Annotated in this window: 23 protein-coding genes; 16 read left to right on the top strand and 7 right to left on the bottom strand. The window is 68.3% G+C overall.

What is annotated here, in order from left to right; genetic code table 11:
* Positions 1–3 precede the first annotated feature (3 nt).
* The 12 genes from ABIB15_RS02370 (at position 4) to ABIB15_RS02425 (ending at position 11,910) form a co-directional block, all read left to right on the top strand.
* Entirely contained in the window at positions 4–1,614 is a 1,611-nt protein-coding gene (locus ABIB15_RS02370) for an AMP-binding protein (RefSeq protein WP_354474933.1), read from the top strand.
* A 29-nt stretch (positions 1,615–1,643) separates the two neighbouring features.
* On the top strand, positions 1,644–2,639 hold the full coding sequence (locus ABIB15_RS02375) for a cyclase family protein (protein WP_354474934.1): 996 nt from the start codon (positions 1,644–1,646) through the stop codon (positions 2,637–2,639).
* A complete protein-coding gene (locus ABIB15_RS02380; RefSeq protein ID WP_354474935.1) occupies positions 2,639–3,739 on the top strand; it encodes a tartrate dehydrogenase in 1,101 nt (366 codons plus the stop codon). Before ABIB15_RS02375 ends, ABIB15_RS02380 begins: the two co-directional genes overlap by 1 nt.
* Entirely contained in the window at positions 3,736–4,173 is a 438-nt protein-coding gene (locus ABIB15_RS02385; RefSeq protein ID WP_354474936.1) for a Zn-ribbon domain-containing OB-fold protein, read from the top strand. Before ABIB15_RS02380 ends, ABIB15_RS02385 begins: the two co-directional genes overlap by 4 nt.
* On the top strand, positions 4,170–5,315 hold the full coding sequence (locus tag ABIB15_RS02390; RefSeq protein WP_354474938.1) for an acetyl-CoA acetyltransferase: 1,146 nt from the start codon (positions 4,170–4,172) through the stop codon (positions 5,313–5,315). Before ABIB15_RS02385 ends, ABIB15_RS02390 begins: the two co-directional genes overlap by 4 nt.
* 22 nt (positions 5,316–5,337) lie before the next feature.
* The gene (locus ABIB15_RS02395; protein WP_354474939.1) at positions 5,338–6,297 is read left to right on the top strand and encodes an MBL fold metallo-hydrolase; all 960 of its coding nucleotides are present in this window, start codon (positions 5,338–5,340) and stop codon (positions 6,295–6,297) included.
* Between the two features lie 273 nt (positions 6,298–6,570).
* Complete coding sequence (locus ABIB15_RS02400) at positions 6,571–7,674, top strand: ABC transporter substrate-binding protein (RefSeq protein ID WP_354474940.1); 1,104 nt, start codon at positions 6,571–6,573, stop codon at positions 7,672–7,674.
* 43 nt (positions 7,675–7,717) lie between these two features.
* Positions 7,718–8,494, top strand: coding sequence for an ABC transporter ATP-binding protein (locus ABIB15_RS02405; RefSeq protein WP_354474941.1), 777 nt, complete (start codon positions 7,718–7,720; stop codon positions 8,492–8,494).
* On the top strand, positions 8,491–9,327 hold the full coding sequence (locus ABIB15_RS02410; protein ID WP_354474943.1) for an ABC transporter permease: 837 nt from the start codon (positions 8,491–8,493) through the stop codon (positions 9,325–9,327). The genes ABIB15_RS02405 and ABIB15_RS02410 overlap by 4 nt, the downstream gene beginning before the upstream one ends.
* Positions 9,327–10,163 carry an ABC transporter permease gene (locus tag ABIB15_RS02415; protein ID WP_354474944.1) on the top strand — a complete coding sequence of 279 codons (837 nt, stop codon included), beginning with the start codon at positions 9,327–9,329 and terminating at the stop codon, positions 10,161–10,163. The genes ABIB15_RS02410 and ABIB15_RS02415 overlap by 1 nt, the downstream gene beginning before the upstream one ends.
* Positions 10,160–11,161, top strand: coding sequence for an amidohydrolase family protein (locus ABIB15_RS02420; RefSeq protein WP_354474945.1), 1,002 nt, complete (start codon positions 10,160–10,162; stop codon positions 11,159–11,161). The genes ABIB15_RS02415 and ABIB15_RS02420 overlap by 4 nt, the downstream gene beginning before the upstream one ends.
* 14 nt (positions 11,162–11,175) lie before the next feature.
* Positions 11,176–11,910: a TSUP family transporter gene (locus ABIB15_RS02425; RefSeq protein WP_354474947.1), complete on the top strand. Its 735-nt coding sequence runs from the start codon at positions 11,176–11,178 to the stop codon at positions 11,908–11,910.
* Positions 11,911–11,942: 32 nt separating this feature from the next.
* Here ABIB15_RS02425 and ABIB15_RS02430 read toward each other — a convergent pair whose 3' ends face one another.
* From ABIB15_RS02430 to ABIB15_RS02460, 7 genes are all read right to left on the bottom strand, one after another.
* Positions 11,943–12,743 (bottom strand): SDR family NAD(P)-dependent oxidoreductase, encoded by an 801-nt coding sequence (locus tag ABIB15_RS02430; RefSeq protein ID WP_354474948.1) that lies wholly within the window; start codon positions 12,741–12,743, stop codon positions 11,943–11,945.
* A 2-nt stretch (positions 12,744–12,745) separates the two neighbouring features.
* Positions 12,746–13,900: a thiolase family protein gene (locus ABIB15_RS02435; RefSeq protein ID WP_354474950.1), complete on the bottom strand. Its 1,155-nt coding sequence runs from the start codon at positions 13,898–13,900 to the stop codon at positions 12,746–12,748.
* Positions 13,901–13,944: 44 nt separating this feature from the next.
* Positions 13,945–17,796, bottom strand: a complete 3,852-nt coding sequence (gene hrpA, locus ABIB15_RS02440; RefSeq protein ID WP_354474952.1) for an ATP-dependent RNA helicase HrpA — start codon at positions 17,794–17,796, stop codon at positions 13,945–13,947.
* A 69-nt stretch (positions 17,797–17,865) separates the two neighbouring features.
* The gene (locus ABIB15_RS02445; RefSeq protein WP_354474953.1) at positions 17,866–18,315 is read right to left on the bottom strand and encodes an SRPBCC family protein; all 450 of its coding nucleotides are present in this window, start codon (positions 18,313–18,315) and stop codon (positions 17,866–17,868) included.
* 62 nt (positions 18,316–18,377) lie between these two features.
* Positions 18,378–19,139: an SGNH/GDSL hydrolase family protein gene (locus tag ABIB15_RS02450; RefSeq protein WP_354474954.1), complete on the bottom strand. Its 762-nt coding sequence runs from the start codon at positions 19,137–19,139 to the stop codon at positions 18,378–18,380.
* 183 nt (positions 19,140–19,322) lie between these two features.
* On the bottom strand, positions 19,323–19,634 hold the full coding sequence (locus ABIB15_RS02455; protein WP_161885623.1) for an AzlD domain-containing protein: 312 nt from the start codon (positions 19,632–19,634) through the stop codon (positions 19,323–19,325).
* Positions 19,631–20,392: an AzlC family ABC transporter permease gene (locus ABIB15_RS02460; protein WP_354474956.1), complete on the bottom strand. Its 762-nt coding sequence runs from the start codon at positions 20,390–20,392 to the stop codon at positions 19,631–19,633. Before ABIB15_RS02460 ends, ABIB15_RS02455 begins: the two co-directional genes overlap by 4 nt.
* A 114-nt stretch (positions 20,393–20,506) precedes the next feature.
* On the opposite strand from ABIB15_RS02460, the gene heR reads away from it, so the two are divergent.
* The 4 genes from heR (at position 20,507) to ABIB15_RS02480 (ending at position 23,139) form a co-directional block, all read left to right on the top strand.
* On the top strand, positions 20,507–21,292 hold the full coding sequence (gene heR / locus ABIB15_RS02465) for a heliorhodopsin HeR (protein WP_354474958.1): 786 nt from the start codon (positions 20,507–20,509) through the stop codon (positions 21,290–21,292).
* Positions 21,293–21,364: 72 nt separating this feature from the next.
* Positions 21,365–21,754: a VOC family protein gene (locus ABIB15_RS02470; protein ID WP_354474960.1), complete on the top strand. Its 390-nt coding sequence runs from the start codon at positions 21,365–21,367 to the stop codon at positions 21,752–21,754.
* A 134-nt stretch (positions 21,755–21,888) separates the two neighbouring features.
* Positions 21,889–22,416, top strand: coding sequence for a hypothetical protein (locus ABIB15_RS02475; RefSeq protein WP_354474962.1), 528 nt, complete (start codon positions 21,889–21,891; stop codon positions 22,414–22,416).
* 441 nt (positions 22,417–22,857) lie between these two features.
* On the top strand, positions 22,858–23,139 hold the full coding sequence (locus ABIB15_RS02480; RefSeq protein WP_354474963.1) for a hypothetical protein: 282 nt from the start codon (positions 22,858–22,860) through the stop codon (positions 23,137–23,139).
* Positions 23,140–23,489 lie beyond the last annotated feature (350 nt).

The raw sequence follows: 23,489 nt of genomic DNA on the forward strand, positions 1-23,489 counted from the left end.
CGCATGAACCTCAACGACCTCAACGTCCGCAGCTTTCTCGAAGATGCCGTCCGCCGCAACCCGACATCGACCTTCCTGATCTGGGGCGACGAGGAGGAGACCTACGAGCAGTTCAATGCCCACGTGGACACCGCGGCCGCGTACTGGCACCACATCGGGGTCCGCAAGGGCGACCGGGTGGCATTCATGGCCGACAACAGCCCGGGATTCCTCCATGCCTGGCTCGGCCTCGCGAAACTCGGCGCGGTGCTGGTGGCGATCAACACCGGATTCAAGTTCGCCGAGGCGAGCTATCTCGTTGAGCACTCCGAGGCCAGGTTTGCTCTGATCGACCCGGCGCACGCCGCCGTTTTCCGCCGGATCGAGCAGAGCGTGCCGTCGCTCTCGAGCACCTTCTCGCTCGGCCCCGCCGACGACTACGACGACTTCGTGTCGTCGGCAGCGCAGCTGAACGGGCATGTGCCGGCGGTGCACATCTCCGGCGACGACATCATCAGCCTCATCTACACCTCCGGTACGACCGGCAAGCCGAAGGGCGTGATGCAGACGCACCGCAACTACGTGCTCACCGGGCAGGCCTACCCGTACTGGATGAAGATGGAGAAGGGCGATCGCATCTACGCCTGCCTGCCCCTGTTCCATATCAACTCGCAGGCGTACTCGACGATGGGCGCGATCGGCGCGGAGGGCGCGATCGTGCTTGCGCCGCGCTTCAGCGCCAGCAGGTTCTGGCCGGACGTGCGCCGCCACGGAGTCACCGTCTTCAACTTCATCGGGGCGATGACGGTGATTCTCTCCAAAAGCGCACCCAGCGCCGAGGACCGGAACCACAAGGTGCGCGTCGCCTACGGGGTTCCGGCACTGCCGTCCGAGGTGCGCCAGGAAATCGAGGAGCGCTTCGGCATCGCGTGCATCTCCGGATTCGGGATGAGCGAGACCACCTACGGACTGCTCGAGCCCGTCGACGCCGAACGGAAACCCGGGTCGATGGGCGTGCCCCGATCCCATCCGGACCCCTCCGTGCCGCCCACCGAGGTCAAGGTCGTGGATGCGGATGGCGCCGAGGTGCCCGCCGGGACCATCGGCGAGCTTGTCGTTCGCAACGCGGCGATGATGCTCGGCTACTTCAAGGAGCCGGAGAAGACAGCCGAGGCCCTCGTCGACGGCTGGCTGCACACGGGCGACAGCGCCTGGCAGGACGAGGACGGCTGGTTCTTCTTCGTCGACCGCAAGAAGGACATCGTGCGCAGGCGCGGCGAGAACGTGTCGTCACTCGAGGTCGAGAACGTCATCAGCCAGCACGCCGATGTGATGGAGTCCGCGGTGATCGGCGTTCCCTCCGACCTCACGGACGAGGAACTGTGCGCCTTCGTGGTGGCTCGCCCCGACCACGTGGTCGACCCGGCGGCGATCGTCGGCTGGTGCGCCGACCAGCTCGCCGCGTTCAAGGTTCCGCGTTACATCGAGGTCGTCGGCGCCCTGCCGAAGACACCGACTTCGAAGGTCGAGAAGCATCGCCTCCGCTCGGGAGACTACGCCGCGGGGACCCGGTTCGACGCCGGCATTCGCTCGACCAGACCCAGCACCGTTACGCCCAGCACCGTCACTTCGTAGCTTCCCCACACCGATCAGAAGGAGACCCCATGACAACCGAGATGCCCACCACGCAGACGTCAACGCCCGACGTCGAGACCGTGCGAGAACTCAGCAGGAAATACTCAAACTGGGGCCGCTGGGGTGCCGACGACCAGCGGGGTACCCTCAACCACGTCACCCCGGAGATCGTCGCGAAGGCCGCGGCCAGCATCCGGTCCGGCAAGCGCATCTCGCTCGGGCTCAACTTCGACCAGAACGGGCCACAGAGCGGCGGCGGGTTCGGCGGTCGCTTCAACCCCATCCACCTCATGTTTCGCGATGGGGGAGACATCGCCAACGGCACGGTCATCGATGACTTCTACGGCGGCAACGACCGGCACATCCGCGGCACCGATGACATGATCATTATGCCGCTCCAGTCGGGGACCCAATGGGACGCCCTCGCCCACATCTTCTTCGATGGGCACATGTACAACGGATTCACCCCCAAGGCGGTCACCAGCAAGGGTGCCACCCACGGCGACATCGCCCAGGCCAAGAACCAGATCGCCGGGCGCGGGGTGCTGCTCGACGTGGCGAGGCTGAAGGGCGTGGACTTCCTCGAACCGGGGTACGCGATCACCGCCGAGGACCTCGAGGCGTGCGAGGCGGCGCAGGGGGTCACGGTCGGTCGAGGCGACTTCGTCATGGTGCGCACCGGCCAGATGGGCGACCGCAAAGGGAACTGGAAGGACTATTCTGCCGGGTCGGCTCCTGGTCTCGGGTTCGCGAGCGTGCCATGGGTGGCGGAGCGGGAGATCGCTGCACTTGCCACCGACACCTGGGGGATGGAGGTGCTGCCGAACGAGAGCCCGGATGTCTTCCAGCCCCTGCACTGCATCTTCCTCGTCGCGATGGGGCTGTTCGTCGGCGAGATCTTCGACCTCGAGGACCTCGCGGCAGACTGCGCCGAAGACGGCCAGTATGACTTCTTCTTCTGTGCCCCTCCGCTCCCGTTCACACGCGCCGTCGGGTCGCCGGTGAACCCGATGGCCATTAAGTAATGGCGGCGGACGGGGGCTCTCGGCGGCGCATCCCGGTCGCCGTGCTCGCGGGCGACGGCATCGGGCGCGAGGTCATGCCGCCGGCGCTCGAGGTGGTCGAGACGGTCGGGACGCGGTTTGGATTCGACGTCGACTGGGTCGAATACCCGTGGAGCTGCGACTACTACACCAAGACCGGCGCGATGATGCCGAGCGACGGGATCGACCGCCTCGCGGAGCAGGATGCGATCCTGCTCGGTGCGGTCGGAGATCCGAGCCTGCCCGACCACGTGTCCCTCTGGGGGCTGCTGATCCCCATCCGCCGCGCATTCGACCAGTACATCAATCTGCGCCCCGCCAAACTCCTGCCCGGGGTGGAGAGCCCGCTGCGACACAGCGACCGGGGGATCGACATCCTCGTCGTCCGGGAGAACAGCGAGGGGGAGTACTCCGAGGTCGGCGGGCGCGTGTTCCCCGGAACACCGCAGGAGTTCGCGGTGCAAGAGGCGATCTTCACGCGCCGGGGCATCGAGCGGGTGGTGAAATTCGCCGCCGATCTCGCCCGGACGCGTGAGAGGCGCCTCATCTCGGCGACGAAGTCGAACGGGATCATTCACAGCATGACCTTCTGGGACGAGGTGTTCGGGCAGGTCATGGCGGAGTACCCGGACGTCGAGGGCAGGCTCATGCACGTCGACGCGCTCGCCGCGCGCTTCGTGAGCCACCCGCATGAGCTCGATGTCGTCGTCGGTTCCAACCTCTTCGGCGACATCCTGACCGACATCGGCGCCGTCATCGTCGGAAGTATGGGAATGGCACCCTCGGCGAATCTCAACCCGGAGGGTGTGCATCCGTCGATGTTCGAGCCCGTCCACGGATCCGCCCCCGATATTGCGGGCGCGGGGGTCGCCAACCCCATCGGTCAAATCTGGTCCGCGGCGATGATGCTCGACCATTTGGGTGAGGCGGAGTCGGCCGCTGCGATCCTCGACGCGATCCACGCGGTTCTCGGCGAGTCCGACATTCGTACCCCGGATCTCGGCGGGTCCGCGACCACGGCCGAGGTCGCCGCCGCCGTGCAGCAGGCGCTCGCCGCACAGGAGAGGACACCGGGAGCATGACCGACACGGCCCCTGCCAGGCCCACCGCCATCCTCCGCGGCGAGGAGCAGGTCTTCTACGCGCACGCCCGACAGCGCGAAGTCGTCTTTCAACGCTGTGGCGACTGCGCTCGCGCAGTGTTCTACCTGCGCACGATCTGTCCGGAGTGCGGATCGGAGAACCTGTCCATCGAGCGATCGTCCGGGCTCGGACGGGTGTATTCCTTCACGACCCAGCACCGGGCGGCGCACCCCTTTTTCCAGCACGACGTCCCCTACACCCTCGTGCTCGCGGACATGGAGGAGGGATTCCGCCTGTTCGCCAATATCGTCGACTGCGATCCGGAGCAGGTGCACGTGGGCCTCGCCGTCGAAACCGTCTTCGACGATGTCACGGACGAGCTGACCCTGCCCCGCTTCCGCCCGCGAAGCAGACTCGGGGAGACGACAGCATGAGCATCAGCGGCAAGGTGGCCATCGTCGGCGCCGCGCAGGTCGACGTGTTCCGCACCGCGGGCAAGTCTCCCGCCGGTCTGATGGCGGTCGCCGCCAAGCGGGCGCTCGAGGATGCCGGGCTGCGACTCTCCGACGTCGACGGCCTCTTCACGTCGTCGTCGTACTACGCGATGCCCACCCTCACACTCGGCGAATACCTCGGGATCCATCCGCGCTACGTCGACTCGACCTCGATCGGCGGCTGCGCTTTCGTGGCCCAGCTCGCCCACGCCGCGGCTGCCATCGAGGCGGGACTCTGTGAGGTGGCCCTGATCGCCTACGGCAGCACCCAACGCAGCGACGCTGGCAGGCTCGTCAGCATCGCCGAGCAGTCCGCCTACGAACTGCCCTACGGGCTCATTCACCCGATCGGCGCATTCGGTATGGTCGCCCACCGGCACATGGCCCAGTACGGAACGACGAGCGCACAATTGGCCGAGCTCGCCGTGTCGGCCAGGCAGTGGTCGATGCTCACCGACGACGCGCCCTACCCGACTCCGCTCACCGTCGACGAGGTGCTCTCCTCGCCCGTCATCGCGAGCCCCCTGCACAAGCTCGACTGTTGCCTCGTGACCGACGGCGGGGGAGCCGTCGTGGTGACGTCGGCCGCGCGGGCGAGGGACCTGCGGGGCGACCCCGTGTACCTGCTCGGCGCCGGCGAAGCGCAGAACCACCGCAACATCTCGCAGATGGCCGACCTCACGACCACCCACGCCGTGCACAGCGCCAACCGCGCGTTCGACATGGCGGGCGTCACGAGAAACGACATCGACACCGCCCACGTCTATGACGCCTTCACGATCAGCCTGCTTGTGCTGCTCGAGGATCTCGGGTTCTGCGAGAAGGGGGAGGGGGGCGCGTTCGTCGAGAACGGACGGGTCGCGCCCGGCGGCTCGCTTGCGCTCAACACCAACGGCGCCGGGCTCTCCTACACCCACCCCGGGATGCTCGGCATGTTCCTCGTGATTGAGGCGGTGCAGCAATTGCGCGGCACTGCGGGACGCCGACAGATTCCGGGCGCACAGCTCTCGCTCGTGCACGGTATGGGGATGACCCTCGCGGCGCACGCGAGCGCAATCCTGTCCAACGAACCCAGCGCATGAAACGACCGAAGGAGAACCCCTCGTGCAAACCTGTGAGCACCTGTCCATTACCGTGCTCGTCGACAACTACATCGACATGCTCATGCAGGACTCGCCCGGCATCCGCCGGCAGGGAATGGCCGAGCACTTCTTGCCGCGGCGAGGCACCCCGCTCGCTGAAAATGGCATTTCCTTTCTGATCAAAGCGACAACGGCCGGGCGTACGACGACGATCCTGTTCGATGCGGGGATGAGCGGCATTCCGATCATCCACAATGCCCGGGTACTCGGGATCGACCTGTCCGAAGTCGACCAGGTCGTGCTCAGCCACGGGCATCCGGACCACTTCGGCGGCATCTACGCGGCTCTCGAGGCGATCGGCAGACGGGTTCCGCTGATCGTGCACCCCTCCGCGTTCCACCCGCGCTCCATTCGGCGCCCGGACCTGATGATCCAGTACTTCAACCGCGGCCTCACCGAGCGCGAGTTGACGGAGGCGGGCGCCGGCGTCGTCGCGGTGCGCGAGCCGCTGGAGATCGCTCCGGGAATCACAACCAGTGGCGAGATTCCCATCACCGTCGAGTTCGAGAAGGAGGTGCCGGCGGGACGGATGTCGATCCGGAACGGCCACGTGCATCCCGACCCCATCGACGACTACCTCACCCTCATCATCAATGTCGAGGGCGTCGGGCTCGTCGTGCTCGACCCATGCGGCCACTCCGGGGTGCTCAGTTCGCTCGACCATGCCGCGAGCCTCACCGGGGTGCGCCGCATGCACGGCGTGCTCGGTGGCTTCCACCTGGCCCACGCCGGCGTCACCCAACAGAAGATCGACCAGACCGTGGACGGGCTCGTCGAGCGTGGGCTCTCGCTCGTCTCGCCCATGCACTGCAGCGGGTTTCGTGCTCAGCGAGCCCTGGCCGAAGCGATGCCGGATGCGTTTGCCCTTATGACGGCGGGGGCCGAGCTGGTCATCGCCGCCCCACGCGACGATGCGAGCTAGGCAGGCTACGTCGAGACTCACCTGCCTCCCTACCCGTTTGATCGACATGTGCACCGCCGCACCTCCGGCGTGCCTTGCCAAAACCCCATTTCATCAGGCATTTACACAGCTAACGTTCCAAAATGGTAAAAAGTAAGACAGTGTCTTGACAATGCGACTCGGGGCTGTCACATTGTCTTCAGGCCCACCGGCACGACGGCCTCCCGACTCTCGTCGCACCAGTGCCAGCAATCCAGAAACAGATCAATGCACCGAACCAAAGGAGATTCGAGCATGAAGAAGCAGCTAACACTCACAGCTATTGTCGCGGTAGGGGCGCTGGCGCTCGCCGGATGCTCCGCCGACACGCCCGAGGGTGGAGACGGAGGCGGAGGCGAAGGTGAACAGTACGAACTCACCATGGCGATGGCAGCCGAGGACAAATACACCGCGGAATGGTGGGGGTGGCTCGCCGCCGACACCCTGGGCTACTACGAAGACCAAGGTCTCACCATGGAGTTCGTCGGCGCCGGCGGAAGCGGTTCGGCGATGGAGCAGGTCATCGCCGGCAACGCGGACGCTGGTAACCCCTCGGCGCCCGCCTTCGGAGAAGCGGCCCTTGTCGGTCTCCCGGTGGTGAACGTCTTCACCTACTCGAGCGGCGCCATCTTCGGTATCTTCGTGCCGGAGAGCGAGGGCATCACCGACATCGCCGGGTTGAATGGGATGAACATCGGAATCTCGGAGGCCGGCGGAGGCGAGGTCGCGTTCCTCGAGGCCGCGCTGCGGGCCGAGGGCATCGACCCGATCACCGACGTCCAGCTGATCCCGATCGGCGATGGCGGACCGGAGACGCTGGCCGCGCTCGAGTCCGGCTCTGTGGACGCCTACTCGACGGCCTACAACGATATTTTCGCGCTGCAGACGGCCGGGGTTGACCTGCTCGACCTGACGCCGGAAATCTACAACACCTTCCCCGCCCGTGGCATCATCACGACGCAGGACACGCTCAGCGAGAAGCCCGAGGCGCTCCAGCGGCTCGCCCGAGGCACCGCGATGGGGATGCACTTCTGTCTCACGAACAACGACGCCTGCGTCGACATGCTTAAGGGCGCGATCCCGGCGGCATTCGAGGAGAACGCCGACGGCGTCTCGCAGGGCAAGCTGAGGTTCGAGCTCTCGCTCAAGCAGGTTCCCCCGGCCGATCCGGACCGCTACGGCGCTCACGATGTGGAGGGCACCCAGGAGTTCCTCGACCTGATCGCATCGACGTCGGATGATTACCAGGAGGTTGACGCGGAGTCCGTACTCAACGACGACTTCATCGACTACGCGAACGACTTCGATCGCGCCGACGTCGAAGCGGACGCCGAGGCGTACGTGCCGGAAAACGAATAGCCCGTTCAGCGGCAATCACCAACAACGAAGTGGAATGACACACATGACGACCACGACCCAGACCGCACCGCTCGTTCGAGCGGAAGGTGTCACCAAGAAGTTCGGATCTGGTGACAAGGAGATGGTCGCCCTGAGTGGGTTGAACCTCGAAGTCCAGGAGGGAGAGTTCCTCTCCCTCCTGGGCCCGAGCGGCTGCGGGAAGTCCACCGCCCTGAACATCATGGGCGGACTTCTCTCGGCCACCGAGGGCTCGATCACTTTTGGCGGCGAGAAGCTCACCGAGCCCAGCAGGAAAATCGGCATGATGTTCCAACAGGCCGTCATGTTCCCGTGGCGGACCACGCTCGACAACGTGCTGCTCCCCGTCGAAATCTTCGGGGAGTCGAAGAAGAAGTACAAGGCCAAGGCGGAGGAACTGCTCGGCATGGTCGGGATCAGCGAATTCGCTGGGTCCTACCCGTGGGAGCTGTCCGGCGGCATGCAGCAGCGCGCCGCCCTCTGCCGTGTGCTGCTCCACGACCCCAAGCTTCTGCTCCTCGACGAGCCGTTCGGTGCGCTCGACGAGTTCACGCGGGAGACCATGAACCAGGAGCTGCTCCGGCTGCAGGCCTACTCCAAGAGCACCGCGGTTCTCGTCACGCACAACATCGCCGAGGCCGTCTTCATGTCCGACCGGGTGGCCGTGATGAGCGCCCGACCGGGTCGCCTCGTCGGAATCCTCGAGATCCCGTTCGACCGGCCGCGAACCCCGGATCTGCAGACCACCACCGAATTCGTTCGACTCGTCGCCGAGGCGCGCAAGATGCTGGAGTTGCAGTGACCGCGACAGCCCCCCTCGAACCCCCTCCCGTGCGGGACCGGCGATTCACGGTCGACAAGGCGCGCGAGGGCTCGGCGTGGATTTCGATCACCACGATCATCATCTTCCTGCTGCTCTGGCAGTTCATCCCCCAGACCGGCCTCATCAACCGGGTGCTCTTCCCGACCTTCACCGAGACTCTGGCCGGATTCGTCCAGCTCGTCACGAGCGGCTACTGGTGGGACGACCTCGGCAAGACGATGATCGCGGTCGCGATCGCCTGGCTCATTGGAGTCTCCTTCGGTTTCGTCATGGGGGTCGTCCTCGGAACCTCGCCGTTCATCCGGCAGGCGATCACTCCCTATGCGATCGCCGTCCAGGCGCTGCCGAAGGTGGTGCTGGCACCTCTGCTCATTGGCTGGCTGGGCTTCGGTTCCGAGAGCAAGATCGCCCTCGCCGTCATCATCTGCTTCTTCCCGGTGTGGATCGACACAATGGTCGGGCTCGCGCTCCCGGCCGCGAATGAGTTTAAGCTCATGCAGTCGCTCAAGGCCACCCGCCGGCAGATCTTCCTCAAGCTTCAGTTGCCGTCGGCCATTCCAATGATCATGGTCGGAGTGAAGCACTCCCTCCTGCTGGCTTTCACCGGCGTGCTCGTGGCCGAGATCCTCTCGGCATCGGAGGGCGGGCTCGGCAAGCTCGCCAAGGAATTCGCCTCGCAGCTGAACATGCCGCTCACCTACTCCGTCGTCGGAATCGTCGTGATCCTGGCGGTGTCCCTCGTGTCGATCGCGGATGTGGTCGAGCGCCGGGTCGTGTTCTGGTCCGAAGAGTCACGAGCAAGGAAACGATGATGAGAACCGAACAGATGGCAAGCCTCGCGGTCGAGCAGTCAAAGCCGCGGCGGCGCAAGTTCTCGCCGTACATCCTCACGGTGGCCTTCGCCCCGATCATCCTCGCCGTGTGGTGGGTGGTCACGGAAGGTCGGATGGCGTCGGCAATCCTCCTGCCGACCCCGGAGTCGGTGGCGCGGGCCTTCCCCCGGGTCGTCTTCGCCGACGGGTTCGGGGCCCAGGTGTCCCGCACCCTCATCGAGATCGCCGGAGGGTTCGTGCTGGGTGCGAGCATCGGGTTCCTGCTCGGCATGCTGCTGAGCTCGTCCAGTCGGCTGCGCGCCGCCTACCTGCCGGCGCTGTCGGCGCTCGAGGCGATCCCGACGGTCATTCTCGCCCCCATCATCATCGCGTGGGTCGGATTCGGCATCGAGGGCAAGGTCATGCAGGCGGCGCTCGCCTGCTTCTACGCCGTGTTCATCACGACGCTCTCCGGGCTCGGGCTCGCCGAGCCGAACGCCGTGAACCTGATGCGATCGCTCAAGGCATCGCGGTGGCAGACGATGTGGAAGCTTCGAGTGCCCACCGCCCTCCCGGTGATCTTCGGCGGCCTTCAACTCGGCGCGACGACCGCCATCATCGGTGCGATCGTCTCCGAATTCATCGGATCGACCGGCGGCCTCGGCTACCTGATGATCCGCTATCGAGGAAGCTTCGACACGGCCGCCTACTGGGTGATCATCTTCTTCTTCCTCGTCATTGGACTGGCCACGTATCTGATCATCTGGTACGTGGAAAAACGAGTCGTCTTCTGGCGGCATACGGCGATCACACGACCCGACCTGGAGAAGGCATGACCATCGACATCCACGCCCACACCGTCCCCGAGGGCTTCATCAAGGACTTGGCGGGCGTCGTCCCCGACGCCACCCCTCAGGTGACCAAGCAGGACGGCGAATGGTGGTTCGACTACCCCGGCGGGCGCCGCAGCGGTCCGGTCCCGGCGGGGATGTTCGACCTCGGCGCGCGACTGGAGGACATGGATGCGTGCGGAGTCGACGTCCAGGCGCTGAGCGTGCCCCCGACTCATTTCGGCTATCGGCTTCCTGTGGGTGCCGCTGCCGACGCGGCACGGATGCACAACGACGCGATGCTCGAGATGGCGCGCGCCCACCCCACGCGCTTCACCGTGCTCGGGCACCTCCCGATGCAGAGCGAGGAGCACGCGCTCGCCGAACTCGAACGCCTCGTGGCGATCCCCGAGATCGTCGGGGTCGAGCTGAGCACTAACGTCGCGGGCGTCAACCTGGGGAACGAGCGCCACGAATCCGTCTGGAACGCACTGGACGCCGCGGGCCTCGCCGTCGTGCTGCACCCGGGCGATGTCGCCGGGGCCGACCGCATGCACGACCACTACCTGCACAACTTCGTCGGCAACCCCACCGACTCCACGCTCGCCGCGGGCTCCTTGCTGTTCGGGGGAGTGCTCTCCCGCAACGCGGCGCTGCGGGTGGCCCTGCTGCACGGCGGAGGCTTCCTGCCCTACCAGATCGGCCGCTTCGACCACGGGTGGAAGGTGCGGCCGGAGGCACGCACCCATCTCGACGTGCCGCCGTCGGAGCTGCTGCATCGGTTCTGGTTCGACACGCTCACTCATGACCCGATGTCGCTGAGGTTTCTGCTCGAGCGAGTCGGTGAAGACCGGCTGTGCCTGGGCAGCGACTACCCGTTCGACATGGCCGACCCTGACCCCGTCGGGTCGGTGCGTGCTGCTCTCGTCGACCGCCCCGATGTCATCGAGAAGGCCCTGGTCGGCAATCCCCGCGAGTTGCTCACGCGCCGTCCCGGCCAGTAGAGGCGCTCTCGGAGGTGGTCATCCTCATCGCCCTCGCCGTCATGGCCGGGGCCGTCGCCCAGCGCGTCTCGGGGATGGGCTTCGCCCTCGTCGTCGCGCCGGTGCTGGTGCTGCTCATCGGCCCCTTCGACGGCGTGCTCATGGTCAACATCTGCGGGGCGGCGTCGGCGCTCATGGTCTTCACGCGGGTGTGGCGGCAGATCAGCTGGCGGCACTACTTCCTGCTCGCGATCCCCGCGGTGCTCGCCGTGGTGCCCGGATCGATGATCGCCGTCGCAGTGGACGGCCCAACTCTGCAGATCACCGTCGGGGTGATCCTCACGGTCGCGCTCACGGTGTCGCTGCTCGTGACCCGCGGCGCGCACAGGACGCCGACGACGCCGACCGGGATCATCGCGGGCACGGCATCCGGGCTCATGAGCGCGACGGCGGGCATCAGCGGACCCGCTGTCGGGGTGTTCGCCGTGCTCACCCGCTGGGAGCACCGCACATTCGCCGCGACTCTCCAGCCCTACTTCTTCACTCTCGGCGCCTCTGCCTTCTTCGGCAAGATCATCGCGTCGGATGGTGCGCTTCCGGATTACGAGTGGTGGCTCTGGGTGCTCGTGGTCGCCTGCACCGTCGCCGGGCTGTTGATGGGGGAGCTCGTCGCGAAGAAGGTGAGCGTGCGAGTGGCTCGGCTCACCGTGATCGTCATCTCCTACGCGGGCGGCGTTGCGGCGATTGTCGACGGGCTGAAGTCCCTGTAGGCCGCAGCCCGTCACCGGACGATTCGCGACGCTCAGCGCGGGGCCATGCGGATCGCGCCGTCGAGGCGGATGGTCTCGCCGTTGAGCATCGGATTGCGCACGATGTGCTCGACGAGCGCGGCGTACTCGTCCGGCCTGCCGAGCCGGGCGGGGTGCGGCACCTGGGCGCCGAGGGAGTCGCGCGCCGCCTGGGGCAGCGCCGCCATCATCGGCGTCTCGAAGATTCCCGGGGCGATCGTGACGACCCGGATGAGGTGCTGCGCGAGCTCGCGCGCGATCGGCAGGGTCATCCCGGCTACCCCCGCCTTCGATGCAGAGTAGGCGGCCTGGCCGACCTGGCCGTCGAACGCCGCGACGGATGCAGTGGTGACGATGACGCCGCGCTCGCTGCCGGTCGCACCGCCGGTCGCATCTCCCGGAGCACCGGGCGGATCGGCGAGCGGCGGGGTCTCCGCCATCGCCGCCGCGGCGAGGCGGATGACGTTGAAGGTGCCGGTGAGGTTCACCCGGATGACGCGCTCGAAGTCCTCGAGCGGCAGCGGACCGCCCCGCCCGACGACCCGCCCGCCGGTGGCAATGCCGGCACACGCCACGACGATCCGCAACGGCCCGAGTCCGGCGGCCGTCTCCACCGCGAGCTGCACCTGATCGGCATCCGCCACGTCCGCGGCGAGGAAGACGAGCCCGTGCTCTGCGGCGACGGCCTCGCCGGCGGAGTGGGGCAGGTCGACGATCACGACTATCGCGCCGGCGTCGCGCAGCAGCCATGCGGTGGCAAGGCCGAGCCCGGAGGCACCGCCGGTGATGAGGGCGACGGCTCCGCGGATCTCCACGGCTAAATCCTCTCGATGATCGTGGCGTTGGCCATGCCGCCGCCCTCGCACATGGTCTGAAGGCCAAACCGCCCGCCGCTGTGCTCGAGCCCGTTGAGCAGGGTCGTGAGCAGCCGGGTGCCGGAGGAGCCGAGCGGATGTCCGAGCGCGATCGCCCCGCCGCGCGGGTTGACCCTCGCGGGGTCGGCGTGCAGCTCCTGCTGCCAGGCGAGCGGCACCGACGCGAATGCCTCGTTGACCTCGAACAGGTCGATGTCGTCGATGCCGAGGCCGGAGCGGGCGAGGATGCGCTTGGTGGCGGGGATGATGCCGGTGAGCATCTCGATCGGGTCGGAGCCGACCACGGCGAAGCTGCGGAACCTCGCCCGTGGGGTGAGGCCGAGCTGCGCGGCCTTCTCCTCGCTCATGATGAGCACCGCGGAGGCGCCGTCGGTGAGCGGCGACGAGTTGCCGGCGGTGATGCGCCAGTCGATCTCGGGGAACCTCTGCGCCATGGCCTCATTGCGGAACGCGGGCGGCAGCCCGGCGAGCCCTTCAGCGGTTGTGGCTGGCCGAACGGTCTCATCGGTGGTGCGCCCGTCGATCGGCAGCACCTCGGACGAGAAGTCGGCGGCGGCCGCGAGCGCGTGCGACCGGGCGGCGAAGGCGTCGAGACTCTGCCGGGTGAGGCCGAATCGCGCGGCGATGAGCTCGGCCGAGACACCCTGGCCGATCAGCCCGCCCGGGTAGCGTGCGCCGATCCGTTCGCCGTAGGGTTCGGCGCCGACGGTCGAGCTGCCGATCGGGTTCTGGCTCATGAGCTCGACGCCGCAGGCGATCACGACGTCGTAGGCCCCCGCGATGACGCCCTGCGCGGCGAACGCGGCCGCCTGCTGGCTCGAGCCGCACTGCCGGTCGATGGTGGTACCGGGAACGGATTCGGGGAACCCGGCCGCGAGCACGGCGTTGCGGGTGACGTTGAAGGACTGGGCGCCGACCTGCGACACGCATCCGCCGATCACGTCGTCGACGAGCGCCGGATCGAGCCCGCTGCGCCCGACGAGTGCGGAGAGGGTTGCGGCGAGCAGGTCGACCGGGTGGTGGCCCGCGAGCGCACCACCGGGCTTTCCCCGGCCGGAAGGCGTGCGGATGGCGTCGACGATGACGGCAGTAGTCATCCGTCGACTCTACGCCGAGGCCGGCTCGGTTTCGACGGGCGAGGCTAGCCCGCGAGCGCCTTGACGATGCGCTGGAGGCTCACCGGCTCGGCCGTGCGCAGCTGCTGCGCGAACAGGCTCACGCGCAGCTCCTCGAGCAGCCAGCGCACCCGCACGAGGCGCTCTGGCGCATCCGGGGGGAGCGGGATGCGGCCGCCGGCGGCGACGAACCGCTCCATCGCCCTGGCGACCTCGTTCTGGCTCACCCGGTCCTGGGCCACCGCCGTGGGCAGTTTCTCGAGCCGCGCCGTCACGGCGCGCAGGTACCGGGGCAGGTGCTTCAGCTGGGTCACGCCGGTGCGCGCGATGAACCCGGGGTAGATGAGCGCCGCGATCTGCCCGCGCACGTCGGTCAGGGCCGGCAGCAGGGTCATGCTCGTCGTCGTCGTGATCGCCCGCTCGGCGTCGCGCGCGGCGGCGAGGCTCGAGCTGACGACGGAGACCACTCCATAGAGCGAGTCGATCAGGCCGGCCGAGATGTTCGCCCGGGCGGACTCGAACTCGGTGCGGGTCCAGAGCAGGCCTCCGGGCACCATCTCGCGCAGCGCGTCGTCCATCACCGCGACGAGGCAGTCGTCGAACATCGCCTGCACGTTCTGGTACGGGCTCGAGGCCAGGGTGAGCTTCTCGGTCTGGCTGAGGTGGTCGCGCACCCACGACAGCGGCGACGGGATCGCGAGCAGCAGCAGGCGCCGGATGCCGCCGGGCAGCGCCGCCGCCTGATCCTCGGTGGTCGCCATGACACGCACCGCGACGCTCGACCCCTCGTCGACGAGCGTCGGATAGCCGCGGATGACGGTTCCGCCGCGCCTCGTATCGACGACCTTCGGCAGCTCGTCGAAGTCCCACGTCACAAGGCCAGAGCGTTCCAGGGCGTGCGGGGTGGCCTCGGTGACCTTGGCGACCGACTCGCGCACCCGCGACTTGAGCTTGTGCTGCAGGGCGGGCAGATCCTTGGCCCGCGCGACCTGCTTTCCGCGGTCGTCGACGACGGCGAAGGTGATCCGCAGGTGCGCGGCGACGCGCTCCTGGTCGAAGTCGTCCGGATCGACGGGGGTGTGCGTCTTGCGCTGGATCATGTCGGCGAGGTAGGCGGTGATCGGGGTGCCCTCGAGCTCCTCGATCGGCAGGCCGCGGGCGTTCTCGAGAAGTCGCCTTGCCCACTCGGCGGCGGGCACGACGTTGCGGCGGATCGCCTTCGGCAGGCTCTTGATGAGCGCGGTGACGAGCTCCTCCCGCAGCCCGGGCACCTGCCAGTCGAAGCCAGCGGGGGAGAGCCTGGCGACGAGCGCGAGGGGTATCTGCACGGTGACGCCGTCGTCCTCGGCGCCAGGCTCGAACCGGTAGCTCAGCCTCAGGCGCTGGTCGCCCTGGTCCCACCAGGTCGGGAACTCGTTCTCGTCGATGCCGGCCTCGGCCTCGTCGACGAGGTTCTCGGCGGTCATCGTGAGCAGGTCGGGTGTCTCGAGTCGCGCCTTCTTCCACCACGACTCGAACGAGCGGGTCGAGAAGACGTCGGACGGGATGCGCCGGTGGTAGAACTCGAACACCGTCTCGTCGTCGACGAGGATGTCGCGGCGGCGGGTGCGCTCCTCGAGCTCGGCGAGCTCCTTCCGCAAAGCACGGTTGTCCCGCTCGAAGGCGGTCACGCGCTTGTCGAGCCGGTCGGTCTCCCAGTCGCCCTCGACGAGCGCGTGCCGGATGAACAGCTCGCGTGCGTAGGCGGGGTCGATGCGCGAGAACTGCACCCGCCGCCGCTCGACGATCGGCACCCCGTAGAGGGTGACCCGCTCGTAGGCGACGACCTGGCCCTGCTTCTTCTCCCAGTGCGGCTCGCCGTAGCTGCGCTTGGCGAGATCTCCCGCAAGCGGCTCCGCCCAGGCCGGATCGATCGCGGCGCTGACCCGGGCGAACAGCCGGCTCGTCTCGACCAGTTCCGCGCTCATCACGGCATCCGGCTGCTTCTTCGCCAGGGCCGACCCGGGGAAGATGAGGAACCGCACCTGGCGCGCGCCGACGTAGTCCTTCTTCTGCCGGTCCTTGATGCCGATCTGGCTGAGCAGCCCGGCCAGCAGCGACTTGTGGATACCGACCGGGTTCACGGCCTGATCGTTGATGCTGAGCTGCAGGGGCTTCGCCATACGCTGCAGCTGACGGTAGACGTCGCCCCACTCCCGGATGCGCAGGAAGTTGAGGTATTCCGCCTTGCAGAGCCGGCGGAACGCGCTCGACGAGAGCTCGCTCTCCTTCTCCTTCACGTAGTTCCAGATGTTGAGCAGCGTCAAAAAGTCGCTCGTCGGGTCGGTGAACCGCGCGTGCTGCTGGTCGGCCTGCGCGCGGCGCTCGAGCGGGCGCTCCCGCGGGTCCTGGATGCTGAGGGCCGCGACAATCGCCATGACCTCGCGGGTCGTGCCGTGCTGCTTCGACTCGACCACCATGCGGCCCAGGCGCGGATCGATCGGCAGCTGGGCGAGCTGGCGCCCGATTTTGGTGATGCTGTTGTCGCCGGTGACCGCGCCGAGCTCGCGCAGCAGGTCGAGGCCGTCCTTGATGCCGCGGGAGTCCGGCGGCTGCAGGAACGGGAACGCGGCGATGTCGCCGAGGCCGAGCGAGATCATCTGCAGGATCACCGCGGCGAGGTTCGTGCGCAGGATCTCCGGCTCGGTGTACTCGGGGCGGCGGGCGAAGTCCTGCTCCGAGTAGAGCCGGATCGCGATGCCGTCGCTCGTGCGGCCCGAGCGGCCGGAGCGCTGGTTCGCCGACGCCTGCGAGATGGCCTCGATCGGCAGCCGCTGCACCTTGGCGCGCACGCTGTACCTGGAGATGCGCGCCATTCCGGCATCGACGACGTAGCGGATGCCGGGAACCGTGAGGCTCGTCTCGGCGACGTTGGTGGCGAGGATGATGCGGCGCCGCGTTCCGGGGGTTCCCGACGGGCGGAACACCTTGTGCTGGTCGGCGGCGCTCAGCCGGCCGTACAGCGGGAGCACCTCGGTGTGCGGCAGGTTGCGGCCGCGGATGGCGTCCTCGGCGTCGCGGATCTCGGCCTCCCCGCTGAGGAAGACGAGCACGTCGCCCATCGACTCGCGGGCGAGTTCGTCGATCGCGGCGTTGATTCCGTCGATCGGGTCGAGGTCCTCCGACGCCGTGGTGCCCTTCCGGGCGTTCCTGCCGCCGCCGGCATCCGCCGGCACGAACTCGTCGCCGAACTCGTCGTCGCCTGCGCCCGGCCCGCCGGCCGCGGGGTCGGTCGCATCCGGGACCAGCGGCCGGTAGCGGATCTCCACCGGGAAGGTGCGTCCGGAGACCTCGATGATGGGGGCATCGTCGAAATGCTTCGAGAAGCTCACCGGGTCGATCGTCGCGCTCGTGATGATGACCTTGAGGTCGGGCCGGCGCGGCAGCAGCTGTTTGAGGTAGCCGAGCAGGAAGTCGACCGTGAGGCTGCGCTCGTGCGCCTCGTCGATGATGATCGTGTCGTATTTGTTGAGGTCGCGGTCGCGGTGGATCTCGGCGAGCAGGATGCCGTCGGTCATCAGCTTGACCTTGGTGTCCTTGCCCACCCGGTCGGTGAACCGCACCTGGTAGCCGACGACCCCGCCGAGCTCCTGGCCCAGCTCCTCGGCGATCCGCTCCGCGATGGTGCGCGCGGCGATGCGCCGGGGCTGCGTGTGCCCGATCTTCTCCCGCCCAAGCTCCAGCAGGATCTTCGGCAGCTGCGTCGTCTTGCCCGACCCGGTCTCGCCGGCGATGATAACGACCTGGTTGTCGCGGATTGCGCGGGAGATCTCCTCCCGGCGCTGGCTGACGGGCAGCTCGGGCGGGTAGGTGATCGCAAGGAGGGGAGCTTCGGGCATGGGGGATCAATCGTACGGGGTCGGGGTGGTCGCACCCATTCCGCCCGCCTGCCGTCAGCCGGCCTGCCGTCAGCGCTCGGCGATCTCCTTCACCGAGGCGAGCGCCTTCGGCCACATGCCCCGGAACATGTCGACGTACTCGTCCGCGAGGTCGACCTCCACCTCGAGGGTGGTGACACTGCCGGACTCGCTCAACGTGTAGCTCTCATGGGATCCGACGAGCTGCTCGATCGCCTCGCTCGAGGTGTCGTCGACGCCGCGCACCACCCGGCCGAGGTATTCGATGGCGACGAACTCGTCCGGAATGTTGGCGATGATCCGGCCGATCATGCCGCTCACGGTTCCGTCGTCGTCCGGCCCGAGGAAGCGGATCGTCTGGCCCTCCTCCCACCCTCCCTCGAAGTAGGAGCCGTCGTTGAACAGGCTCGTCCACTCGCGGTAGGTCGCGTCGTCGAGCAGCGTGGTCCAGACGGTGTGGGCGGGTGCGTGGATCTCGGTCACGAAATGCAGCTTCTCCATCGCGCCATTGTTCCCCGACTCCGGCGGGAGCGCTAGGTGGTCACCGGGTTCGAGATTTGGCGCTAGCTGCGCGGGGGTTCCACCCGGGTGAGGGTGGCGATCTTCGGCGCCCGGTTGTCGCCGGAGGAGCGGCCGGTGAGACGGCGTCCGATCCACGGCAGCACGTGCTCGCGCCAGTACGCGGCCGTGCGCTGTGCCGGGTCGCCGTCGAAGTGCTCGCCCGCGGCATCCGGAATCGGCACCTCGAGGGCGGCGAGCACGTTGCTCGCGACGCGCTCGTGGCCGCGGGAGTTGAGGTGCAGCTTGTCACGCGACCAGTAGCGGCTCTCGGTGAGCTCGGCGTCGGCCCAGTTGTCGACGAAGGTCACACCGTGCTTCGGGAGCCGGTCGCGCATGGCCTGGGCGAGCTGCTCGCCGCGGCGGCCGATGAGGGCGCCGAGCGGGATGTGCCGGGTCGGATTCGCCCCGCTCGTCAGGATGACATGGATGCCGCTCGCGACCGCCCGGTCGACGGCGGCCTCGAGCGCGTCGGCAACCTGGCCGACCGCGACGCGCGGACGCAGGATGTCATTTCCTCCCCCGTTGATACTCAGGAGGGCGGGGGAGAGCGCGATCGCGGCATCCAGCTGGTTGGTCACGATCGGGGCGAGCAGGCGACCGCGGATGGCGAGGTTCGCGTAGCGGACCGGCTCGGGCGAGGCGAGCGCGAGGCCGAGGGCGACGAGGTCGGCCCAGCCCCGCACGCTGCCGTCGGGCCGCTCATCGCCGACGCCCTCGGTGAAGCTGTCGCCGATGGCGACGTAGCTCGGGTAGGTGATCCGCACCGGTCGAGTCCACCACACTTCGGAGGGGTGCCGGGCCCGCGCGAGGTCGCGACCCGCGAGGTCGCGACGTGCGCGAGCTAACGCAGGGGAATCGGCACCGCGCCGGGTCGCGGCGCCCAGAACAGCGGCGTGTCGCCGAAACTCCTCGGTAACGCGCGGCCCGCTCGGACGAGGAAGTGTGCGCTACGGCCAGCCGAGCAGTCGCAGCCCGGCCGCGGCGGCCGCCCCGACGATGACCACGACGAGGAACGGCGCCCGCAGCCAGAGCGCGATCGCGGCCGCGACGAGCGCCCCGAGCCGGGCGTCGAGCGCCAGTTGCTGGCCGGTCGCGACCGTGTTCGCGATCGTCAGCGAGGCGAGGAGCCCGATCGTCAGGATTCCGGCGACGCGAGCCACGCGCGGATTGGTGAGCCACTTGCGCGGCAGGAGATAGCCGAGCAGCTTGGTCAGGAACCCGATAACGCAGGCCACGATCACCCAGAACCAGAGGCTCATGTGTCGCCCGCCGTGCCGGTGCTGTGGCCGGGGGAGTCCGCGCCGCGATAGGGGTCGATGTCGGGCTCCAGCCCCTCGCCCTCCGGGGCTCGCGCCGAGCCGAACCAGCCGATCGTGGCCGCGACCACGGCCGCCACGAGAATCGGAATGCCGGGCGGCACGAATGGAACGGCCACAACGGTCGCGAGCGCGCAGACGACGGCGATCGCCCCGGCCTCCCGTGAGCGCAGCCGGGGCCAGAGCAGCCCGAGGAACGCGGCGACCGCGGCCCCGTCGAGGCCCCAGCGCTTCGGGTCGCCCAGCGCGTCGCCGGCGAACGCACCGACGAGGGTGAACGCGTTCCACAGCACGAGAATCCCGACCCCGGCGACCCAGAACCCGCGCCGCTGCTCGAGCGGATCGGGCTGGCCGGTGCTCGTGGCGAGCGATTCGTCGATCGTCACGTGTGCGGCGGCGAAGCGTCGCCAGCCCCGCGGGTGGAGCAGCGCGTTCAGCTGCATCCCGTAGACGGCGTTGCGGATGCCGAGCAGGGCGGCCGCGCTCGCCGCGGCGACCGGGGTTCCGCCGCCCGCGATCACCCCGATGAAGGCGAATTGCGATCCGCCGGAGAACAGCAGCAGGCTCAGCGCCGCGGTCTGCCAGATGTCGAGCCCGGACGCCACCGACAGGGCGCCGAACGAGGTCCCGTAGAGCCCGGTCGCGATGGCGATCGAGAGCCCGACCCTGGCCCCGGGGGAGTCGCGCAGGCTCGACGGCATCCGTCCATGCTATTTGCCGCCGCGGATAGAATCGGACGAGTCTTCACGAAACGACGGGACGATGCGGATGGCGCAACGGCAACGCTCGCAGAGGGTTCGGACCCGGGGAGCCGGGTGAGCGTTCCCAACGCCGAGTTCGAGGTGGGTGTGCGCGGCCTGCGGCGGCTCTCCTTCGTCGCCGGACTCCTGATGGTGCTCCAGGCGATGCTCCTCGCTGGCCTCCTGTCGACCAGGGCCGAACGCGTGACACTGCCGATCACCGTCGACTTCCCGGGTGACACCGGCGAGCGGGTGGACCTGTTCCAGCTCGATGTCGGCGTCGGCGTCGTGGTGCTCTGCGTGCTCGTGGCTGCTGCCCGGCTGGTGGTGGTCATCCCGGCCGTCGGCACGCGACTCGCCGGCCGGCTTCGATCCAACGACCATGCCGCCCGGTGGACCGAGTTCGCGTTCAGCTCCTCCATCACGGTCTTCCTTGTCGCTCAACTCAACGGGATCTCGGACATCGGCGCGCTCGTGGTGATCTACGCGATCACGAGCGGCATGACCCTGTTCAGCCTGCTGCAGGAGCGGAGCACCGTGCGTTCCGGGCATCCGCTGCTCCCGCTCGCATTCGGCGCGGCGGTCGGCATCGTCCCTTGGGGGGTGATCGCGTTCCACCAGGTGGGTGCTGGAGTTGTCGGCGACGGACCGAGCGTCATCGTGCGGGTGGTGACGCTGGTCATGCTCGCGGCGGCGTTCGCGTTCGCCGTCACCCAGTGGCGCGAGCAGCGCGCGGTGGTGCTCGGGGCGCACCGGCTCGACGGTGAGCGGATGCACGTCATCCTCAGCGTCGTCGCGACCTCACTGTTCGCGTGGCTGGTCGTGCTCGGCATCGTGTTGCCGGACGGGCCCGGCGGCTGACCGCGTCGCCGACCCGCGTCGCACGGGCTTTCGGCCCTACTGCCGCGCACTGCCGCTTCGTAGCGTTCCACCATGACCAGTCGCGTGGTGCACTTCGAAATCCCCATCGACGATCCCGAGCGGGCGGGCGCGTTCTATCGCGACGTGTTCGGCTGGGAGGTCACGAAGTGGGGCCCGGTCGACTACTGGACGATGACGACAGGGGCGGCTCTCGGACCGGGCGCGGAGGGGGCGCTCGCCCCTCGGTCGGATGCGCCGGAGGGCGTGGTGATCTACATCGGCGTCGCCGACATCGACGCGGCGATGACCAAGGTCGCGGATGCCGGCGGCACACTGCTCACCGAGAAGATGCAAATCCCGACGTTCCGGTGGTCGGCCCACTTCCGCGACCCGGACGGCAACATGGTCGGGCTGTTCCAGCAAGACCCGGATGTCCCGATGCCCGATGGCGTCATGGGCTGATGCTCACGATGCCCGTCACCGTGTCGCGCAGCTCCCCATAGGCCACCAAGACGATGCCCCACAGGACGGCGAAGAGGCCGCCCTGCAGGACCGGGGATCCCACCCCGTCCGGCAACGCCACCGACGCGAGCCCGATGACAACGGGAGCCGGTGCCGGCGCTCCACAGCGGGATGCGCCATCCGCGGGTCTGCGCGGAGGCGAGGAAGCCGACGAGCACGACGGCGACGGTCGCGGCCGCCATCTCGGCGAGACGATCACCGCCGGCGCAACGCCCGAGAAAGCACGACGGGCCGGCATCCGTCGCCATGCCCAGCATCCGCACGGCGTGCCCCGCCCCGACGAGCGCGGCGAGGGTCGCGAGCCCGGCGAGCGGGAGGCTCATCGACCGCACCGGTGCGACGAGGTCGTCGCGGTGCGGATGCAGACCGGCGAGCACCGCGACCGCCCCGAGCTGCGCGAGCGCCCCGACCAGTGGCTCGATCCGCTTCCGATCAGGCCCGCCGCGCCAAGCATGAGGGCGCCGACTGCCGCCTGCTGCACACCGGCGATCCGCGGCGGCCGGCGCAGCTGGCTGGCGAACCCGACGGCGATGATGGCCCCGACGGTGACAAAGCCGTCCGCGGACCGGCCGCATCTGCGCGTGCCCGTTTCGTGCGGGTGAGTTGCCTTCGCGACTGCGGTGCTCGCGGCGCCTTCGTTGCCATCAATCAATGGTTCGCCTGTGCCGGGTGGGACGAAAGGCTCAACTTTTCCTTGCGCGAGGGGTGTCGCCGGTACTACGGTTGCGTTCGCGCCAGTTTGTGCGCCATCAGTCGAAAGGAGCCGAGCGTGATTATTGCAGGAATGACCCGCACCACCGCCGGCTTCGTCGGCGTCCTCACCGCTTAGTCGGCTGGTTTCTTCTGCCACCGGTAAAGCGGTGGTGACGGCCTCGAAGCCCGACCCGGCCGCAGCATCCGTCTGCCCGGGCATCCACCCCGTTTGACCTGCCCGATCGGGCAACGTCGCCAGTATTCCGCCGCCGAGAGCGGCCCGTCGGTTCAGCGACCGTGGATGCCCGCGCATCCGCCTGCCTGCCGCGCAAGCACGTGAGGAACACCTGATGAACAGCACTCTGTCGACCGCACCCGGTCGTCACCAACACCCGCCCCCTGCGGCGGAGCACGAACGGTCGGCCCATCGCCCACGGGATGTGGCACCGATCGACCGGCTCGCGCTGCACGTCGGTCTCGCCCTCATCCGGTGGGGGCGGCGCCCGCGCGTCGTCCGCGCCCGGCCGGTCGACTCGGAGGCCGCGCAGCTGTCGCGGCAGAACCGCGAAGGCACCATCGCGCGCGAGCACGCCGCCGACCTCGCGTACCGGCTCACCATCCCGTTCCGGTGAGCGCTGTCATTATTCAGGAGTGGACGGCCCGGCCGGCTGTCATCATTCAGGAGTTACAGCCCGGCTGGAGGCTGGTCGCCGGGGTTGACCCCTGCTTTCGTGGGGCGATACCCGGTTGCTCGGGGGCGAGTGCGGCTCTCGGCCCGCCGATCTCCTGAATAATGCAGCCCGACAGAAGCCTGAACTCCTGAATAACGGAATCCCGCCGCGCTCGGCAACCTGACAAATACGCCTACCAGGGCGGCGATGCATTGGAGGAAACCTGACACCGACCGCGGTTCTCCCACGGCGCGAGCCTAGGATGCGATGGGCCCGTCAGCGGGCACTGACGTCAACGATGACCGAAGGGG

The organism is Marisediminicola sp. UYEF4 (assembly GCF_040546025.1).
Taxonomy (GTDB): domain Bacteria; phylum Actinomycetota; class Actinomycetes; order Actinomycetales; family Microbacteriaceae; genus Marisediminicola.